The organism is Enterobacter sp. V89_11, from assembly GCF_029967775.1.
Classification (GTDB): domain Bacteria; phylum Pseudomonadota; class Gammaproteobacteria; order Enterobacterales; family Enterobacteriaceae; genus Enterobacter; species Enterobacter ludwigii.
In genome coordinates this window covers 164530-179410 of record NZ_JASCAN010000009.1, presented here as the reverse complement: position 1 = coordinate 179410, position 14881 = coordinate 164530, and the positions used below count along the sequence as shown (strand labels likewise).

At 54.2% G+C, this 14881-nt stretch carries 14 protein-coding genes; all 14 read right to left on the bottom strand.

Annotated elements, in window-relative coordinates; genetic code table 11:
- Positions 1 to 13: 13 nt before the first annotated feature.
- The 14 genes from QLG09_RS09785 to QLG09_RS09720 all read right to left on the bottom strand — a co-directional run bounded on the left by QLG09_RS09785 (position 14) and on the right by QLG09_RS09720 (position 14880).
- On the bottom strand, positions 14 to 811 hold the full coding sequence (locus tag QLG09_RS09785) for a protein phosphatase 2C domain-containing protein (RefSeq protein ID WP_014170545.1): 798 nt from the start codon (positions 809 to 811) through the stop codon (positions 14 to 16).
- Positions 808 to 2592 carry a type VI secretion system-associated FHA domain protein TagH gene (tagH, locus tag QLG09_RS09780; RefSeq protein WP_282488857.1) on the bottom strand — a complete coding sequence of 595 codons (1785 nt, stop codon included), beginning with the start codon at positions 2590 to 2592 and terminating at the stop codon, positions 808 to 810. The genes QLG09_RS09785 and tagH overlap by 4 nt, the downstream gene beginning before the upstream one ends.
- Positions 2593 to 2725: 133 nt before the next feature.
- Positions 2726 to 3118, bottom strand: coding sequence for a hypothetical protein (locus tag QLG09_RS09775; protein WP_049022652.1), 393 nt, complete (start codon positions 3116 to 3118; stop codon positions 2726 to 2728).
- Between the two features lie 478 nt (positions 3119 to 3596).
- Positions 3597 to 3950 carry a T6SS amidase immunity protein Tai4 family protein gene (locus QLG09_RS09770; RefSeq protein ID WP_049022653.1) on the bottom strand — a complete coding sequence of 118 codons (354 nt, stop codon included), beginning with the start codon at positions 3948 to 3950 and terminating at the stop codon, positions 3597 to 3599.
- Positions 3947 to 4438: a type VI secretion system amidase effector protein Tae4 gene (locus QLG09_RS09765; protein WP_104440062.1), complete on the bottom strand. Its 492-nt coding sequence runs from the start codon at positions 4436 to 4438 to the stop codon at positions 3947 to 3949. Before QLG09_RS09765 ends, QLG09_RS09770 begins: the two co-directional genes overlap by 4 nt.
- A gap of 59 nt (positions 4439 to 4497) precedes the next feature.
- Complete coding sequence (locus QLG09_RS09760; protein ID WP_014884229.1) at positions 4498 to 4980, bottom strand: type VI secretion system tube protein Hcp; 483 nt, start codon at positions 4978 to 4980, stop codon at positions 4498 to 4500.
- A 180-nt stretch (positions 4981 to 5160) separates the two neighbouring features.
- On the bottom strand, positions 5161 to 5586 hold the full coding sequence (locus QLG09_RS09755) for a T6SS amidase immunity protein Tai4 family protein (RefSeq protein ID WP_047744820.1): 426 nt from the start codon (positions 5584 to 5586) through the stop codon (positions 5161 to 5163).
- Complete coding sequence (locus tag QLG09_RS09750) at positions 5583 to 6089, bottom strand: type VI secretion system amidase effector protein Tae4 (protein ID WP_020883459.1); 507 nt, start codon at positions 6087 to 6089, stop codon at positions 5583 to 5585. Before QLG09_RS09750 ends, QLG09_RS09755 begins: the two co-directional genes overlap by 4 nt.
- 65 nt (positions 6090 to 6154) lie before the next feature.
- A complete protein-coding gene (tssC, locus tag QLG09_RS09745) occupies positions 6155 to 7654 on the bottom strand; it encodes a type VI secretion system contractile sheath large subunit (RefSeq protein WP_014170549.1) in 1500 nt (499 codons plus the stop codon).
- A gap of 3 nt (positions 7655 to 7657) precedes the next feature.
- The gene (gene tssB, locus QLG09_RS09740) at positions 7658 to 8182 is read right to left on the bottom strand and encodes a type VI secretion system contractile sheath small subunit (protein ID WP_008502644.1); all 525 of its coding nucleotides are present in this window, start codon (positions 8180 to 8182) and stop codon (positions 7658 to 7660) included.
- 75 nt (positions 8183 to 8257) lie between these two features.
- A complete protein-coding gene (tssA, locus tag QLG09_RS09735) occupies positions 8258 to 9274 on the bottom strand; it encodes a type VI secretion system protein TssA (protein ID WP_020883458.1) in 1017 nt (338 codons plus the stop codon).
- An 11-nt stretch (positions 9275 to 9285) separates the two neighbouring features.
- On the bottom strand, positions 9286 to 10002 hold the full coding sequence (tagF, locus tag QLG09_RS09730) for a type VI secretion system-associated protein TagF (RefSeq protein WP_020883457.1): 717 nt from the start codon (positions 10000 to 10002) through the stop codon (positions 9286 to 9288).
- A gap of 16 nt (positions 10003 to 10018) precedes the next feature.
- Positions 10019 to 13639, bottom strand: a complete 3621-nt coding sequence (gene tssM / locus QLG09_RS09725; protein ID WP_282488856.1) for a type VI secretion system membrane subunit TssM — start codon at positions 13637 to 13639, stop codon at positions 10019 to 10021.
- Positions 13640 to 13641: 2 nt separating this feature from the next.
- Entirely contained in the window at positions 13642 to 14880 is a 1239-nt protein-coding gene (locus QLG09_RS09720) for a DotU family type VI secretion system protein (protein ID WP_020883455.1), read from the bottom strand.
- Position 14881: the final 1 nt, after the last annotated feature.

The window sequence follows — 14881 nt, the reverse complement described above, 5'->3', positions numbered from 1 at the left end:
GTTCCTTGTGTGTCTAATCAGTTCCGCAGGGAAGAAATTGTGCTGCGTCAGAAAGCGTATGCAGCAAAGTGGTGTCCTGAGGGTTGCCCATCCATACCGCCAGGGCGGTATAGTTATCCTGAGCATTCCCCTCCTGTTCGCCATTCTTTTGGATGATTTGGTTCATTAAGGTCAGCCACTCTTGTGGCGTGTTAACCATGTGCAGCGACTGTTTCATCTGTTCTTCGCTGACGCCGTGCCAGAAACCGTCTGTACAGAGTAGAAATGCATCTCCGTCTTCGACCTGCACCACATCGCTGTAGCTCGCTTCTGGCCCACCGTTTTCAATACCCAGCGCCAGATAGAGCAAATTGCTGTTGAGGTTATCGGTGTCGTGCCCTGCATCTTTCATCTGCTGAACCAGGCTGTGATCGGTGGTGACATGCCACAGCCATCCCCGGCGAAACAGATACAGGCGGCTGTCCCCGGCATGTGCCCAGTAGGCCAGCCGGTAATCTCTGTCGATAAACAGACTGACCAGCGTGGTGCCCATCCGACGATAATCCTGAACCGCCTGCTGTTCGCTGAGAATGGTACGATTCGCCGTTTGCACATAGTCGCGAATATGCTGCGCGTTCAGGTGCTTGTCGCCATCGAAGCGGGAGATAATACTGTTGCGGGCCAGTTCAGCGGCCACCTCACCGCCCGGCAGACCAGCGATACCATCACAGACGACAAAGCAGGCTGAACGTTCCCCTATGGTTTCTCCCGTCTGATCCTGGTTGCTGGCGCGCGTCCCCTGGCGGGAGAGAGAAGCCGTTGCGATATTCATTTTTCTTCCGATCCGCTCTGTGAGTCTTTGTACTGATTTACCTCCATGTCATAGGCATGGAGGAAGGCTTCGCCAAACAGGGTGTGGAAGTCATCCTCAATCTCGCCTGCCGTTTCACCATAGCTGCGGACAAAGTAGTCCCACAGTGCGGCTTTGCGGCTGCCCGGCAGCGCCAGTCGGGAGGTCATCCCGTTCTGCTTAGCCTGCTCTTCCAGCTGTTCCGGGTTGAAGGATTGCAGCATGGCGGCAATGATGGCGCGGATACCGGAGATCATACCCAGTTGATGCGCCTGCAGATCGATCAGCGCGTCACGCACGGATTTTGTCGGCGGCATAAAGCCCGGCATTGGCGTACCGAACATCTGGATCAGAACGGTTTTCCCGGTCGGCAACAGTTTGAACGGGTTGTTGGCATCATCAAGTACCATGGTCATATCGGCTTTTACGCCGCGCTTGAGAATGGAGCGCGAAGAAAGCAGCGCCACGGTGCCCTGAGAGAACATGCCCAGAATTTGCCCCAGCTGACGCATATTTTCACGGTCAAACTGCGGGACGGGCTGCATTTCGCTGAGCCCCATCCCTTCCAGCAGTGCCTCAAGTAATTCGCCCTGCAGTACTTCACCCTTTTCGCCATTATGGGCTGCTGGCGACGCCGCGTTTTTGACCGGGTCAATACGCAAACGCCCTTTAGGTGCCTGGGCATTACTGCGCGCCACGGCCTGCGGGGTTGGCATGGTGAAGCCGGCATAATCCGGTCGCGCCGGCTCTTCTTCTTCCGCGCGCGGCGGCACCTGCGGCTCAGGAGCAAACAGCGGAGAAGCGGCAAGGACGTCCTCTTCCTGTTCTGCTTCCGGCTCTGGCGTCAGTTCTGGCTCAACGACGGCCTCTGGCTTATCGCCGACAATCTCATCCGGATGGGTTAACGGTGCCCCGCCCATCAACCCGAGGGGGTCATCATTTCGTGCGGCAGGTGCGCTGGCACTACCGCCAAACAGAGCGAGCGGATCGAGTTCATCCGTCTGCTCTTCTTGTGGCTGCGCAGGTTTAGCTTCATTGGGCGGCACCAGCGTAGACGGGGTGACGTCGTCAAAAATGCTCTCTTTTTTGAACAACGCTTCGTCACTGAACAGCGTATCCGGATCCACGTTCTTACGCTCAAACTTCGGATCGCTGTCATTGAACATTGCCAGCGGATCTTCAGCGTTACGCTCAGGTGCGATAGGCTGGGAGAACGGATCGTGCGACGCTGCCGGCTGCGGCTTCGCCCGAGAACTGGAAATGCTGTCGGAGATAGAGAACTCCTGCATCAGGCTATCCCAGATTTCCGACGGCACAGCAGTCGGTTCCGCCTTCCCGCGCGGGGCGGCGCTCGCAGGCTTCGGCTGCGGGGCTGCCGCAGGGGCCGCGGCTGGACGCGCCTGCTGCTGCATGGTCGCCACCATGCGGCTGACTGGCTGCGTATCATGAATCAGTTCGGTCACTTCGATGCGGTAATCATCAATACCGAGAATGTCCCCATCCTGCAGCTCAACCTGGCGCCCGCGCTCAAGCGGAATGTCATTTAATACCACGCGGGTGACGCTGCCACGGTTAGTGACGCGGCATTCGCCCTGGGCGTCAACGTGAACAATGGCCTGCAAACGCGAGATGGTGCGGTCATTGTCCGGCAATACCAGATTGTTATCCGTACCGCGCCCAATGGTGCCGCCCGGGGCATAAAAATCACAGCTGCTCTGCGGCGGCTGATGACCGGGTTTTGTAGAAATAATCGTGAATCGCATGGCGTATTCCTGCTGGTATGATTAGCGCTCAAACGCTGCCGCTCTCGGGGCGAGAACGGCGGCGTTTGGGGGTTAAGGCAAAGAACATTTTAAGTAATTTATAAAAAAGTAAACATCCTTTGGAATGGCATGACTATTGCCCAGTAGCAACCAGCACAAATAACAATAACATTAACATCACCACAAAAATTGTTAATTTGTGAAACGTTTCAATCCAGGGGAATCGAAATATTGATAATATACATCTTCCGGCTTCTGGGGTGATTTGCTTTTTATCATCTGGCTTAATCGGCTTGCACGCAATTATTCTTCTCATTAAAAAAACACGATGAGCAAAGCCAGGCAAACCAAGCTGGTTATAAAAAAGATAATCATTTATATCTAAGTACTGTTTACTACTTAGAAGGTGAAATGCTTTTGTAAGTTCTTGCGAGTACTTTCGATAAAAATAAATATACAACACCAAAGAAATAAACAACCCTAAGAATACTGATGAGAGCAAGATTAAGCGCATTAATTCAGACATTTACTTACCTCCCGAACAAGTCAATTTGCTAATCCCTTCGGCAAATCTAGCTACTCATTTTGAAGCTTTTATCCGTGCCGCGCCCAATGGTGCATAAAATCACAACCGCCCTGCAGCGACGTTTGGGTGCAAAGTTAATTAATACTCAGAATCAATTAATACCTTTCAAAATTAAAACATTAAAAAAGCCACCGTGAAAATAATCTTTTCGTTATATGAAGAGAGCCAGACTATTTCAGAACCAGACGGAGTGCCATTATACTTATGGGAATCTTCTTTTGTAGCAACCCAGTTTGCGTTAATGGCTGATAGACTCACGGAACCTCACTTGAATGGTTTAGACAATCAATATATAAAAACTCATCACCAGAACAAAAAAAATTATAAAGTGGAGAACATATTCGAACTCACGTCATTCTTCACGTAATATTAAAATTATTCATTTGCCCACCAGCTTCTACATGACCACCAAATGACTCTATTTTTGGGTGTTTAGCGTTCGAATTGCGTCGCTGTTGGTGATTAAGCTGCACTTCAATACCTGATAATGGCCCGGTTCGCTACCGCCTACCTTCTCTTTAAGTAAGGAAACAATAACGTTATCCGCTTTTTCAAAATTCTCTGCAGGTAGATTGCTTGCTTCGAGCCATGCGGCAGCGCTGGCCTCTGCATCATCTTTTAAACTCTTACTGTCCGCAATCTTACTGATACAACGATTTTGCACCCAGTTTTCAAAGATTTGTTGTTGAGTAAAAGCACTGACATCAGGCAATGTTTGGGCATAAACAACGGTGGCATTTAACGCTAATGCGAGCAGTAATAAGCGTTTCATTTCAGGCTCCAGAATGTTGCATTCGTAGGAATAAACGAACCATTGCCGGGTGATCCAAGGAAATGGCAATCATCCGAGCAAATATTTCCATTCCAGAGTGTTACATGTCCGGTTGCGTCACGCCACCCATGGCCGGTAAAGATAATAATGCCTTGCTTGCCTGAAAATTGTGCTGGTGTAGGAGAGGCAACTGACATATCTGCATGACCCAGAACAGTAGGAAGAAATGCAATCATATCTTTAACGCGGAACATATAGCGTTTTTTGTCATTTCCGGTCACTGTCGCGTATTTGCTATTAGACGGAATAGGTATACCACAATAATTCAAAACATAGCTCATACGAATGGGACAGGCATTTTTAAAAATACCAGCATCGATATTATGCTGAACTTTTCCACCCAATAATTTGCCAACCTGTTCCACATTAACGTTAACTTCTCTGAATCTGTTCCAGGCAGCACCAAAAGAAGGACGTATAGCAGACATTCTTCTTTCTCCATCCTAAGAAGGTCATGTAAAAGTGAGCCCTTTCGGGCCCACTATCATTACGCTTCTTTGTTTTCTTTGATGTTCCAGCCAGCGCTGCTTTCAGCACCTTTACCACCAGCAGTGGTCTGCTCCCAGTACTGCTGTTTCACTTTCGCAGCCTGGAATGCATAGGTCACACCAACGGTGTCGCCGTTGTCTGCACCGGTGTACTGAACAGAAGTTACCAGCACATCTTCCAGCGTGATGCGGGTATATTCAACTTGCTGACCACCCGCTTTGCACACGGACAGTTCAACTTTAGTCAGGTGCTTACCGCTTGCGCAGTGTTTGAGAATTGCTGTAGTGGATTTGTCGATCAGAGCGTTAACGTGCAGATCGTTAAAGTTAACTTTACCGGCACCGCCGCCGCCACCAACACTCATATTACCTGGCTGGGAAGCACCCCAGGAGAAGGAGGTAATATCAGTCCAGCCGGTGTGGTTAGAATCTTTAGATTCGCCCGTAACACCCTCGACCTTCAGAAACATATCAATAGCCATAATATCTACTCTTCGTGGATGAACAATATTGCTTTCGAAAAAGCACTTATATGGCAAACAGGAAAGCATGGGGCTGAATAAAACCGTCCATATTTTACCTCTGCCTCATATCAAATGACCCGTGTCATTTGACAGTCTTGACATTCCCCCTGAATGAAAGGAAAGAATGTGAAGTCTTTACTACTGCGGATTATCCTGAAGCCAGGTACGGTCAGGATTGCCGATAATTAATTGAGGTACAAGTTTATTAAGTTCGTCACTATGATAAAGACGTAGACAGTTTAACGTTACGCCTTTGACATCGGGTTTTATCTCAGAATGAAAGGCATTGGTTGCGCCTTTATATTTATCAATAAGGGCATTAATTTTGTCATTGCCATTTTCAATATCGAAAGGCACCCATTCCAGTAATGCACTACTGCTACGGGCTGCATCCAGAGAAAACTGGCTTTTATCATCTGAAACTTGTGCCAGACAGCGAGAAAAAACAACGTCTTTAACAACTTGCTTATAAGGCATTTTTTTGACAAACATCACCGGATCGTTAGTTGCATAAACAGAGGCGGAACTGGTGAGCAACAGTAGACTGGCAATTATTTTTTTCATGGCAACTCCCAAAAATTGGCTTTGGTCGTCGTGTAATTCGTCTCCGGTGCATTGAAATAACAATGATCCGAACAGGTTAAACCATTCCAGAATGTGGCATGACCTGCAGCGTCACTCCAGCCCTGTACCTCAAACAGAATTACGCCCTTTTTGTTGGCTAATTGTTGAACGGGTAAGGAAGGATAACTCACGACCATGTCAGGTTTACCCCACTGACGCGTCAACCAGGCAATAACATCCTTTACCCGATAGAAGTACCATTTATTATCAGCACCGGATACCGTGAGATTTGCAATACGCGGGACGGGATGCCCGGTATAGTTCAGAACATAACTCATGCGTACGGCACAACTATTTGACCACCCACCCTGATCTTGCGGTATTTCGAAGTTGTGCTTAACCTTGCCGCCGATAATTTGCTTAACTTTGCCGATAGAATCATTTGCATCGTAAATACGTGTTGCTGCCGCCCAGGCAGCAACAAACGAAGGTCTCGCGGTCATATTTCCTCTCACATTTCCATGCTATAAAGCAGGCGCCGGGTATGGCCTCCCGGCGGCAATCATCATCACGCGTCTTTCGTCTTCAGTGACGGCAGTTTAGAAACCAGACGCAGAGAAACGGTCAGACCTTCCAGCTGGTAGTGTGGACGCAGGAAGAATTTCGCGGCGTAATAGCCCGGGTTATCTTCAATTTCCTGCACCTGCACTTCGGCAGCCGCCAGCGGTTTACGGGACTTGGTCTCCTGTGAGGAGTTAGCCGGGTCGCCGTCCACATAGTTCATCACCCAGTCGTTCAGCCAGCGTTCCATCTCTTCACGTTCACGGAAGGAGCCAATTTTGTCGCGCACGATGCACTTCAGGTAGTGGGCAAAGCGGCAGCAGGCGAACAGGTACGGCAGACGGGATGCCAGACGCGCGTTAGCGGTCGCATCCGGGTCGTGGTACTCAGCCGGTTTCTGCAGAGACTGCGCGCCGATGAAAGCGGCAAAGTCAGAGTTTTTGCGGTGAACCAGCGGCATAAAGCCGTTCTTCGCCAGCTCGGCTTCACGACGATCGCTGATGGCGATTTCGGTCGGGCATTTCATGTCCACGCCGCCGTCGTCGCTCGGGAAAGTATGACACGGCAGGTTTTCAACCGCCCCGCCGGACTCTACGCCGCGGATTGAGGTACACCAGCCGTACTCTTTAAAGGAGCGGTTGATGTTGGCAGCCATGGCATACGCGGCGTTCGCCCAGGAGTAGCTGTTGTGGTTCGCGCCATCGGTCTGCTCTTCGAAATCGAAGCTGTCGACCGGGTTAGTGCGAATACCGTACGGCAGGCGCGACAGGAAGCGCGGCATCACCAGGCCAAGGTAGCGTGCATCTTCGGATTCACGCAGTGAACGCCACGCGGCATACTCGGTGTTCTGGAAGATTTTGGTCAGGTCGCGCGGGTTCGCGAGTTCCTGCCAGGACTCCATCTGCATCACGCCCGGTGCGGTACCGGTGATAAACGGACAGTGGGCCGCCGAGCCGATACGCGCCATCTCGCCCAGCAGTTCAACGTCCTGCGGACTGTGGTCGAAGTAGTAGTCGCCGACGATGCAGCCAAACGGCTCGCCACCAAACTGGCCGTACTCCTGCTCGTAGATTTTCTTGAAGATTGGGCTCTGGTCCCAGCCCACGCCCTTAAAGCGTTTCAGGGTACGACCCAGCTCCTGCTTGGAGATGCTCATAAAGCGGATCTTCAGCATCTCGTCGGTTTCAGTGTTGTTCACCAGATAGCTCAGACCGCGCCAGGCGCTCTCCAGCTTCTGGAACTCTTCATGGTGAATAATCTGGTTCACCTGCTGAGATAGCTGCTCGTCGATACCGGCAATCAGGTTCTGAATGGTGCGGTAGGTGTCACTGGAGAAGGTAACGGTATTCTCCAGCGCCTGCTGCGCCAGCGTTTTTACCGCACTTTCCACCGCGGAGCGCGCCTGATCGGTTTTCGGGCGGAACTCTTTGTTCAGCAGCGCGCTGAATTCATCCTGGCTGAACGCCTGACCACTCTGCTGCTCGTGTTGTTGAGTCTGGTTGCTCATCGATTATTCCTCGCTACCTTTCGCGCTTTCGTCATTTTTCGGCAACTGGCTCAGAGATTTGAGCAGCGTCGGATCCTGCAGAATTTTAGCGATCAGCTCTTCCGCGCCGTTTTTGCCATCCATATAGGTCAGCAGGTTGGAAAGTTGAGTACGTGCTTCCAGCAGCTTGTTCAACGGCTCAACCTTGCGGGCTACCGCGTCCGGCAGGAAGTCGTCCATGCTGTCGAAGGTCAGATCAACGTTGAGCTTACCTTCGCCGGTCAGAGTGTTATCCACCTGGAACGCCACGCGAGGTTTCAGCGCTTTCATGCGCTCGTCAAAGTTATCAATGTCGATTTCGAGGAATTTACGCTCGTCGACTGCCGGCAGGTTTTCCACCGGTTTACCGACCAGATCGGCCATGACGCCCATCACAAACGGCAGCTGAATTTTACGTTCTGCACCGTAGATCTCTACGTCGTACTCGATCTGCACGCGGGGGGCACGGTTACGTGCGATGAATTTCTGCCCACTGTTACTCATTGCCATGATGTTCTCCATCAAAGATGCGCGGTGAAGGTGAAACGGCAGGCTCCATGCCTGTCGTCATAATGCCAGGACGCGTTATTCGCGGCGTCCAAAGATGTTTTCCAGTTGGTTAACGCCGTCTGGCGCCAGGTCGCGAATAATGTCCATAAAGTTAAGTTCTGACAGCCGCTGCACCCGTTCAATCATCAACGGTGCGGGGTGGCTCGGTTCGTACTGCGCAAAATACTGTTTGGCTTTCTCCAGCATCAGCTGTGCATCGGCGCGGCTGGTGACCTGCACGCTGCGCCAGTCTGTAACCTGCTGAACGGGTTGTGCGACCGCCGGTTGAGGTTCAGCGCTGAGCTCAGCCTGTGCCTCCCGGTTGGGCAGCAGCTTGCTGATGTCGGTCACCTGACAGGCGCTGGCGACCAGCCCGACGGTTTTCAGCAGCTGTTCCATCTCCGGAACGCCGCTTTCACCAAGATGGCCGGTGAGCAACTCACGAATGGCCAGCAGCCGTTCGTTAATCACTATCACCGCCGACGTGCCCGGCTGATCGCCGCGGGCCAGCTCGTCAATCAGTCTTGGACGGCCACCGGGATAATCCGGACATTCGGTTTTACTGCCATCCAGCAGTGCCTGAGCGTCGCGAAGTGAAATTTCATCGCCATTTGATCGCAGCAGCGAGGCGTTACGCACGGCGACGGTCAGGTCAGACTTATCACTCAGCCCGGCCAGGGCGTTAATGCGGTAAAACGGGTCGGTTTCGCCATACTCTTCCAGCAGCGGATAGAGCGGCTCCCAGTAACGCGTGATCGCCTCCTGCACCAGTAACAACCCGTCGGCATAGCCCGCAAGGCCGCGGCGACGTGTCCATGCATGTGTTAACGCCAGCATGACGCGCAGATCTTTGGTGCGGCTCAGCAGGCTGGTGGCGAATTTTTCCACCGTATTCCAGTCAGCAGGTTCTGCCGGAATGATGGTGTCGCCAAACTGCTGCTCTGCTTTGCCCTGGCTGGCCTGATTCATGAGCTGGAAATCAGCGTCATACTCCAGGTTTTCGCCACAGGGCTTGTCGGGGCTTATTGGCGCGAGAAATTCTTCGATATTCATAAGATCCCTGCTTATTCAAACATGGGCGGATAGAGACCGTGACGGCCCGGACGGGCGCCACCTGCCGGGTCGAACAGCAGCGTAAAGAGCTGCCCGGTGAAGTTGCCGCTGTGAACATGGGTGTAGAGCGGGTAGCCGTCGCAGCGGTTGGTCCACCAGTAGCTGGTCTGGCGAAGCGGGTCAAAGCACTCTGCTGCCTGAGGCCAGCCCAGCGTGCTCTGGCCGTCTTCGTCATAACCAATCACGTCGAGAATATCTGAACGCTTTTGCGGCTCGACGGGCTGCGGTGCCGGAATGGACATCAGCATGTCATCGAGCTGTGAGGCAGAAAAACTGTTACGTACCGCATGCAGGCCCAGACGGCCAATCTGCTGATACCAGCTTTCAGCCTGACTGAGCAGGCGTGACGACCAGTCCGCGGGGGCAAAGCTGAGCTGAATGCAGACCGGATATTGTCGACCAACGCTGTCACGTCCCGGCAGCAGGCAGCCCATCTGAATCATCTGGCTGCCCAGCATCGGCGGTACGACAAAATTCCAGACCGGCGCTTTGTTAAACGGGCGCTCACCGCTGCGCTGCTCTTCCTGCTGCCAGGCCAGCAGGCCGACCTGGAACCAGTGTGACCACTGGCGTTGCAGGGTGTCAGGAAAGCGACGCTGCAAAAAATCTCCGGCGCTGGGCAGTTTGCCATACCAGCTGTAGCGGTTCATCGCAGGGGTATTCGTCATACGGCTGTCCTTGCGGTTATGGGCATGAGAAACGGGGAAGCTGGAACGGGTTACGAATACTGTTTGGCGCAAATTCCAGCGTAACCTGATGTCCGTCTACGTTGAAGGTCGCCTGGCGACTCAGACTTCCCGCCCCCGGGCTGGTACGCGCTTTATCGAAAAAGCGGTTCAGCGCCCAGGAACCGTTCGTCACCAGCGTAGCCGTGCTGCCATTAGCCAGACCCAGCTGCATACGCACCTGGTTGGTCCCGCCCGGCCCCGGCCAGTTCATGATCTGCACAGCCTGTGGACCGTGGCTGTAGCGCAGCAGTTGACCGTCAACATCCAGCGTCAGGTTAAGGATCGTGTTATCCATTCTGACGGTGCGCACCGTCACTTTGTAAGAAGGCGTGGTAGCACCGTTAGCAAAGAAAGCATCGCGAATGGACTGCGCCTGCTGGAACGGTCTCAGGAGACCTTCACTTCCCGGCAGCGTTTTTCCATCAATGCCCGGCATAAAGCGCCAGTTCGCCTGCGTGGTATCGACTTTATTGGTCAGGTTGTCACGAAAGAAGGTGTCCATCAGCCCGGTGCCTGGCGCAAACATGCGCGCGAGATCGTCCGGCGTGGCCTCCGTACTGGCGCTGCGCACCAGCGGGTAACGGCCAGCGATTGCCTGACGGCAGAAACCACCGACTTCGACGTTAATCCGCTTACGCACGTTTTCGAGGTCGCGACGCTGGGTATCACTGCTGGCCCCCACCGCCATATTGCTGAACATGGTTTGCAGACCGCCCGGCAGACGACCGGCACTGGCCTGCAGACGGCTAATCGCCTCGCCTCCCGGAGCAGGCATGCCGCTATTGGCCGCGTCCTGAACGGCAGTCAGGTAGCGGTAAAGTTCATCGACCTGCTTGAGAAAATCATCAAAGACGATGGTCTTCCCGCCCTTCTCCAGCGGCTGCGCCAGCTCAATCATTGGAGCATAGTGATCGGTTACCAGCTGTTCAGGTGCCTGAGTGACCACCGCGGCCTGCGTCGGGGCATTGTCATTATTACTGAATAACGCTTCGAGCGTGCGGGTGGCACGGTTGCTTTGCGCTTGCGCTTTACCGGCATCATCCGGGGCTGGCGCATTACGTGAAAGCGTCAGGACCTGGCTCAGGTTCAGCACCAGACGGCGCAGCGGCGAGTTTGCCCCGGAGAGCAGACGCGCGGTATTGATGCGCTGGGAGAGATCGGCGCTGTTATTAAGCTGAATGTCGGCGAGGAAGCGATCCCAGTTGGCGATAAAGTCGCGCATGTAGAGCTGACGCACGGCGTTATCGATCTGCTGTTTATCTTCCTGGGCTGAGGTCGCCCCCAGCACCCACGCATCGTCTTCATGCAGGGCAGTGGTGACGCTGTCAATCTGGCCGTTGAAGCTTTTCCAGTAACCGTCCGGGGTATAAAGACCCGGTACGCCTTCACTCACCGGCTTGCCGCTTTTGCGTGAAAACACCAGCTCGCTCTGCGGACCGCCCAGGTCGGAGAGCGACACCGGTTTCAGGTTTTCATTATGCTCCAGCAGACGCTTCAGACGACCATACACCCGGGTGGAAAGTGGCTGCTGGTTGATTAGCGCCCTTTCACGCGCGACCAGGGATTCATCCTGCGCGTACGGCGAGGCCTGAATTTTCGGTTCAAGCAGCTGAGTCAGGTGCCATTCAAGCTGCTGAAGCTGCGCCTGAGTCACGTTCTGCGGCAGGTTACGCTGCAGATTGAGCATTACCCAGGAGTGCAGGAATTTGCCATCGTAGTGCTTCGGCTGATAGAGCATCTGGTAGGCCTTCAGCGCTTCATAGCTGTATTCCACATCGCTGCCGTTATCGTTGCGCAGCCAGGTGGTGATGTGCATCGCCACGGCAGGGAGCAGCATCTGGTCCAGCGCTTTCTGGTACAGAGACTGCGATGCATCGCTGACGTCATCCCCACGATAGAGCCCCATACGGCGTGAAACAGGCGGATCGTTAACATCAAACGCGTCACTTTTCGGCAGATCGACCAGGCCATTCAGCAAGGGCAGAAGGTCAAACAGATCGCGCTGAGGCTGATTCTGCAGCGCCTTGCTCTGCTGATCCAGCAGCGGCACCTTTGCGTCCACCTCTTCCAGATAAGCCTTGTTCCTGGCATAGCTGGTCAGCCACAGTCCACCGAGGATCACCAGCAGGGCCAGCAGCGCCGCATAGCCGGACCAAATGACGGCGCGGTTACGCAGTTCCCACCAGCGGTTTTCCCCGGCGATGCCAGCTTCCTGGAAAATGACGTTTTGCAGCAGGTTCTTGATGAAGAAGCTCTGCCCTTTCGCCCCCGGGATCGGAGCCTCTTTGCTGACGGAATCCCAGCGATTTCCCTCTTCACCTTCCGGCAAGGAGAGCGCACGGTTAAGTTCGCCCATCACCCGGTCAAACGGCATGCCTTCCTGGGTACCACTGGCGAAATAGATCCCGCGCGGGGAGAATTCGGTTTCAAAGTTAGAGCGGGCAAAGACCGTGCTCAGGTAGTCAGCCAGCAGCGGACGCAGTGCGGCAAACTCCTGCGGGAAGAGATACGCTTCCGCGCGCGCTTTTGCATCATGCTCCTGCAGCAGGGTTTCCGGCAGTCCGGCATCCAGGCGCTGCTGTAAGAGGGAAAATTCCTGCTGGAAGTTACCCATCAGGTCGTAATCAGCGTGTTTGGTTTGCTCCCACGGCAGCGTGAAGCCCCAGATCTGGTCGCGCTGCGCTTTGTCGTAATCGGCAAACCAGGCACGGAAGCCTTTAAGCAGGTCAGCTTTGGTCACCATGACATACACCGGGAAGCGAATACCCAGTTGCTCATGCAGCTCAGAGAGACGCTGGCGCAGGTTGACCGCCTGCTGGCGTGACGCTTCAGGCGAGAGCGTCAGCAGGTCAGAAATGCTGATGGTAATAATCACACCGTTGATCGGCTGGCGACGGCGATACTTACGCAGTAACCCCATAAACTCAAGCCATTCACCGGCGTCCTGAACCTGTTCGCTCTCCTGGGTGGTATAGCGACCCGCGGTGTCCAGCAGTACGGCTTCGTTGGTGAACCACCAGTCGCAGTTACGCGTGCCGCCGATTCCGCGCAGCGCGGTCTTACCGAAGCGGTCGGCCAGCGGGAATTGCAGTCCGGAGTTGACCAGCGCCGTGGTTTTACCGCTGCCCGGCGCGCCGATGATGACGTACCACGGCAGTTGATACAGATATTGCGTGCTAAAGCGCTGCGTCCACTGGGCACCCTGTCCCGCTTTGCTGAAGTGCGCTTTTTTCAGCATCTGTGCGGCTTCGTCAAAACGGCTGGCGAGGATCTGCTCCTCGTTGTTCAGTCGCTTCTGCGGATCCGCTGCTTCCGGGCTGGTGGTGTTCTCATTGAGTTTGTCCATCAGCTTGCGGTTCAGCCAGGCATTGTACAGCCGCGGCAGAATGTGGCCCTGAGCCCAGAGCAGATAAACCACCGCAATACTGATGATGCGGTTCTGTTCAGATTCGAGCGGTCGGGTGTCCACGATGGACAACAATGGGCCAATCATCCAGATAACCGCCGCAAGCGCAGTGACGCCCAGGAAGCTCCACAGAATGCGATTGGTCAAAATGGAAAGAAGAGTAGTCAGCATCCTTAGTTTCCTTGCGGCAATCCGTTCAGCTCAGCCTGGGTATTTTCAGGCGACACCAGCAGAGTAATTTCCACCCGGCGGTTACGGGCACGGTTTTCCGGCGTATTGTTAGGTGCCACTGGATTAATCTCGCCGCGGCCTTCCGCTTTCACACGTTCAGGTTGAGAGAGGCTTCCCTGCAGCATTTTCTGAACTGACCGGGCACGTTCCAGCGACAGTTCATAGTTAGAGGCAAAGCGCGCACTGCGAATTGGCACGTTGTCGCTGTAGCCCACCACCAGAATTTTACCGCTGACGTTATTCATGGCCTGTGCAATACGGTTTATCACCGGCTCATAACGGTCACGTACCACGGTTGAGGCGGAAGCAAACAGGCCGTCCCCTTTCAGGATCACCACGCTACGGTCCGCTTCATCTTTTACCGCAACCAGACCGGCTTCAATTTCCGGCTTCAGGAAACCACGCAGGTTCAGCACCGCAGGCAGCTGGCGGGCAGGTTGCTGGATAGTCGTTTCGGGAAGCTGTGACTGATAAATTTTTGCTAATACCGGGTTGGTGTTATCGCCAAGCCGCCAGTTAAGCACGATATAGAACAGGCAGGCGATAAACCCGGCCAGCGCCACGCAGGCCCACAGAGGTACCATGGGTCGCCATAGCTTGCGCAGTACCGGACGATCTTCCGGATGCGGTGAGAGCTGTGGCGGGTAACTGCCACGCACGCCGCGAATCATCTGCCACAGCCGTTGCTTGATGGTTTCAAGCTGGGTGCGGCCATTATCCAGCACCCGATAGCGCCCCTCGAAGCCGAGCAGCAGGCAGTAGTTGATCATCTCCAGCAGCAGAATATGTTCGCGCGGGTTTTGCGACAGACGCGCCAGCAGCTGGAAGAACTTTTCGCCGCCCCAGGTTTCGTTATGAAACGTCACCAGCAGACCATTGCTGGACCAGACGCCGCTGCTGCCCCAGGGGGTTAGCGCGGCGGCCTCATCAAGTGCCGTACACAGGCAGTAACGTGCCCCGACGATCACCTCATAGGCCAGACCGGCCTGCTGACAGCGCACTTCGAACCGGCGGATCTCATCGATCAGGCGCTGGCGCAACGCCACCTGATCGTCATGTGATACCGAATGACGGATTTGCGGAATCGCATTGAGCAGCGGATTGGCGGCCGCCACCAGCTGATTGTTGCTACTGGCTCCGGTAAACGCGGCATCACTGCCGGTATCCTGTCGTTCCTGCATA

Excerpts from the sequence above, each read along its gene's own strand:
- QLG09_RS09785 (WP_014170545.1), bottom strand. The coding sequence starts at position 811 with ATGAATATCGCAACGGCTTCTCTCTCCCGCCAGGGGACGCGCGCCAGC.
- tagH (WP_282488857.1), bottom strand. The coding sequence starts at position 2,592 with ATGCGATTCACGATTATTTCTACAAAACCCGGTCATCAGCCGCCGCAG.
- QLG09_RS09775 (WP_049022652.1), bottom strand. The coding sequence starts at position 3,118 with ATGTCTGAATTAATGCGCTTAATCTTGCTCTCATCAGTATTCTTAGGG.
- QLG09_RS09770 (WP_049022653.1), bottom strand. The coding sequence starts at position 3,950 with ATGAAACGCTTATTACTGCTCGCATTAGCGTTAAATGCCACCGTTGTT.
- QLG09_RS09765 (WP_104440062.1), bottom strand. The coding sequence starts at position 4,438 with ATGTCTGCTATACGTCCTTCTTTTGGTGCTGCCTGGAACAGATTCAGA.
- QLG09_RS09760 (WP_014884229.1), bottom strand. The coding sequence starts at position 4,980 with ATGGCTATTGATATGTTTCTGAAGGTCGAGGGTGTTACGGGCGAATCT.
- QLG09_RS09755 (WP_047744820.1), bottom strand. The coding sequence starts at position 5,586 with ATGAAAAAAATAATTGCCAGTCTACTGTTGCTCACCAGTTCCGCCTCT.
- QLG09_RS09750 (WP_020883459.1), bottom strand. The coding sequence starts at position 6,089 with ATGACCGCGAGACCTTCGTTTGTTGCTGCCTGGGCGGCAGCAACACGT.
- tssC (WP_014170549.1), bottom strand. The coding sequence starts at position 7,654 with ATGAGCAACCAGACTCAACAACACGAGCAGCAGAGTGGTCAGGCGTTC.
- tssB (WP_008502644.1), bottom strand. The coding sequence starts at position 8,182 with ATGGCAATGAGTAACAGTGGGCAGAAATTCATCGCACGTAACCGTGCC.
- tssA (WP_020883458.1), bottom strand. The coding sequence starts at position 9,274 with ATGAATATCGAAGAATTTCTCGCGCCAATAAGCCCCGACAAGCCCTGT.
- tagF (WP_020883457.1), bottom strand. The coding sequence starts at position 10,002 with ATGACGAATACCCCTGCGATGAACCGCTACAGCTGGTATGGCAAACTG.
- tssM (WP_282488856.1), bottom strand. The coding sequence starts at position 13,639 with ATGCTGACTACTCTTCTTTCCATTTTGACCAATCGCATTCTGTGGAGC.
- QLG09_RS09720 (WP_020883455.1), bottom strand. The coding sequence starts at position 14,880 with ATGCAGGAACGACAGGATACCGGCAGTGATGCCGCGTTTACCGGAGCC.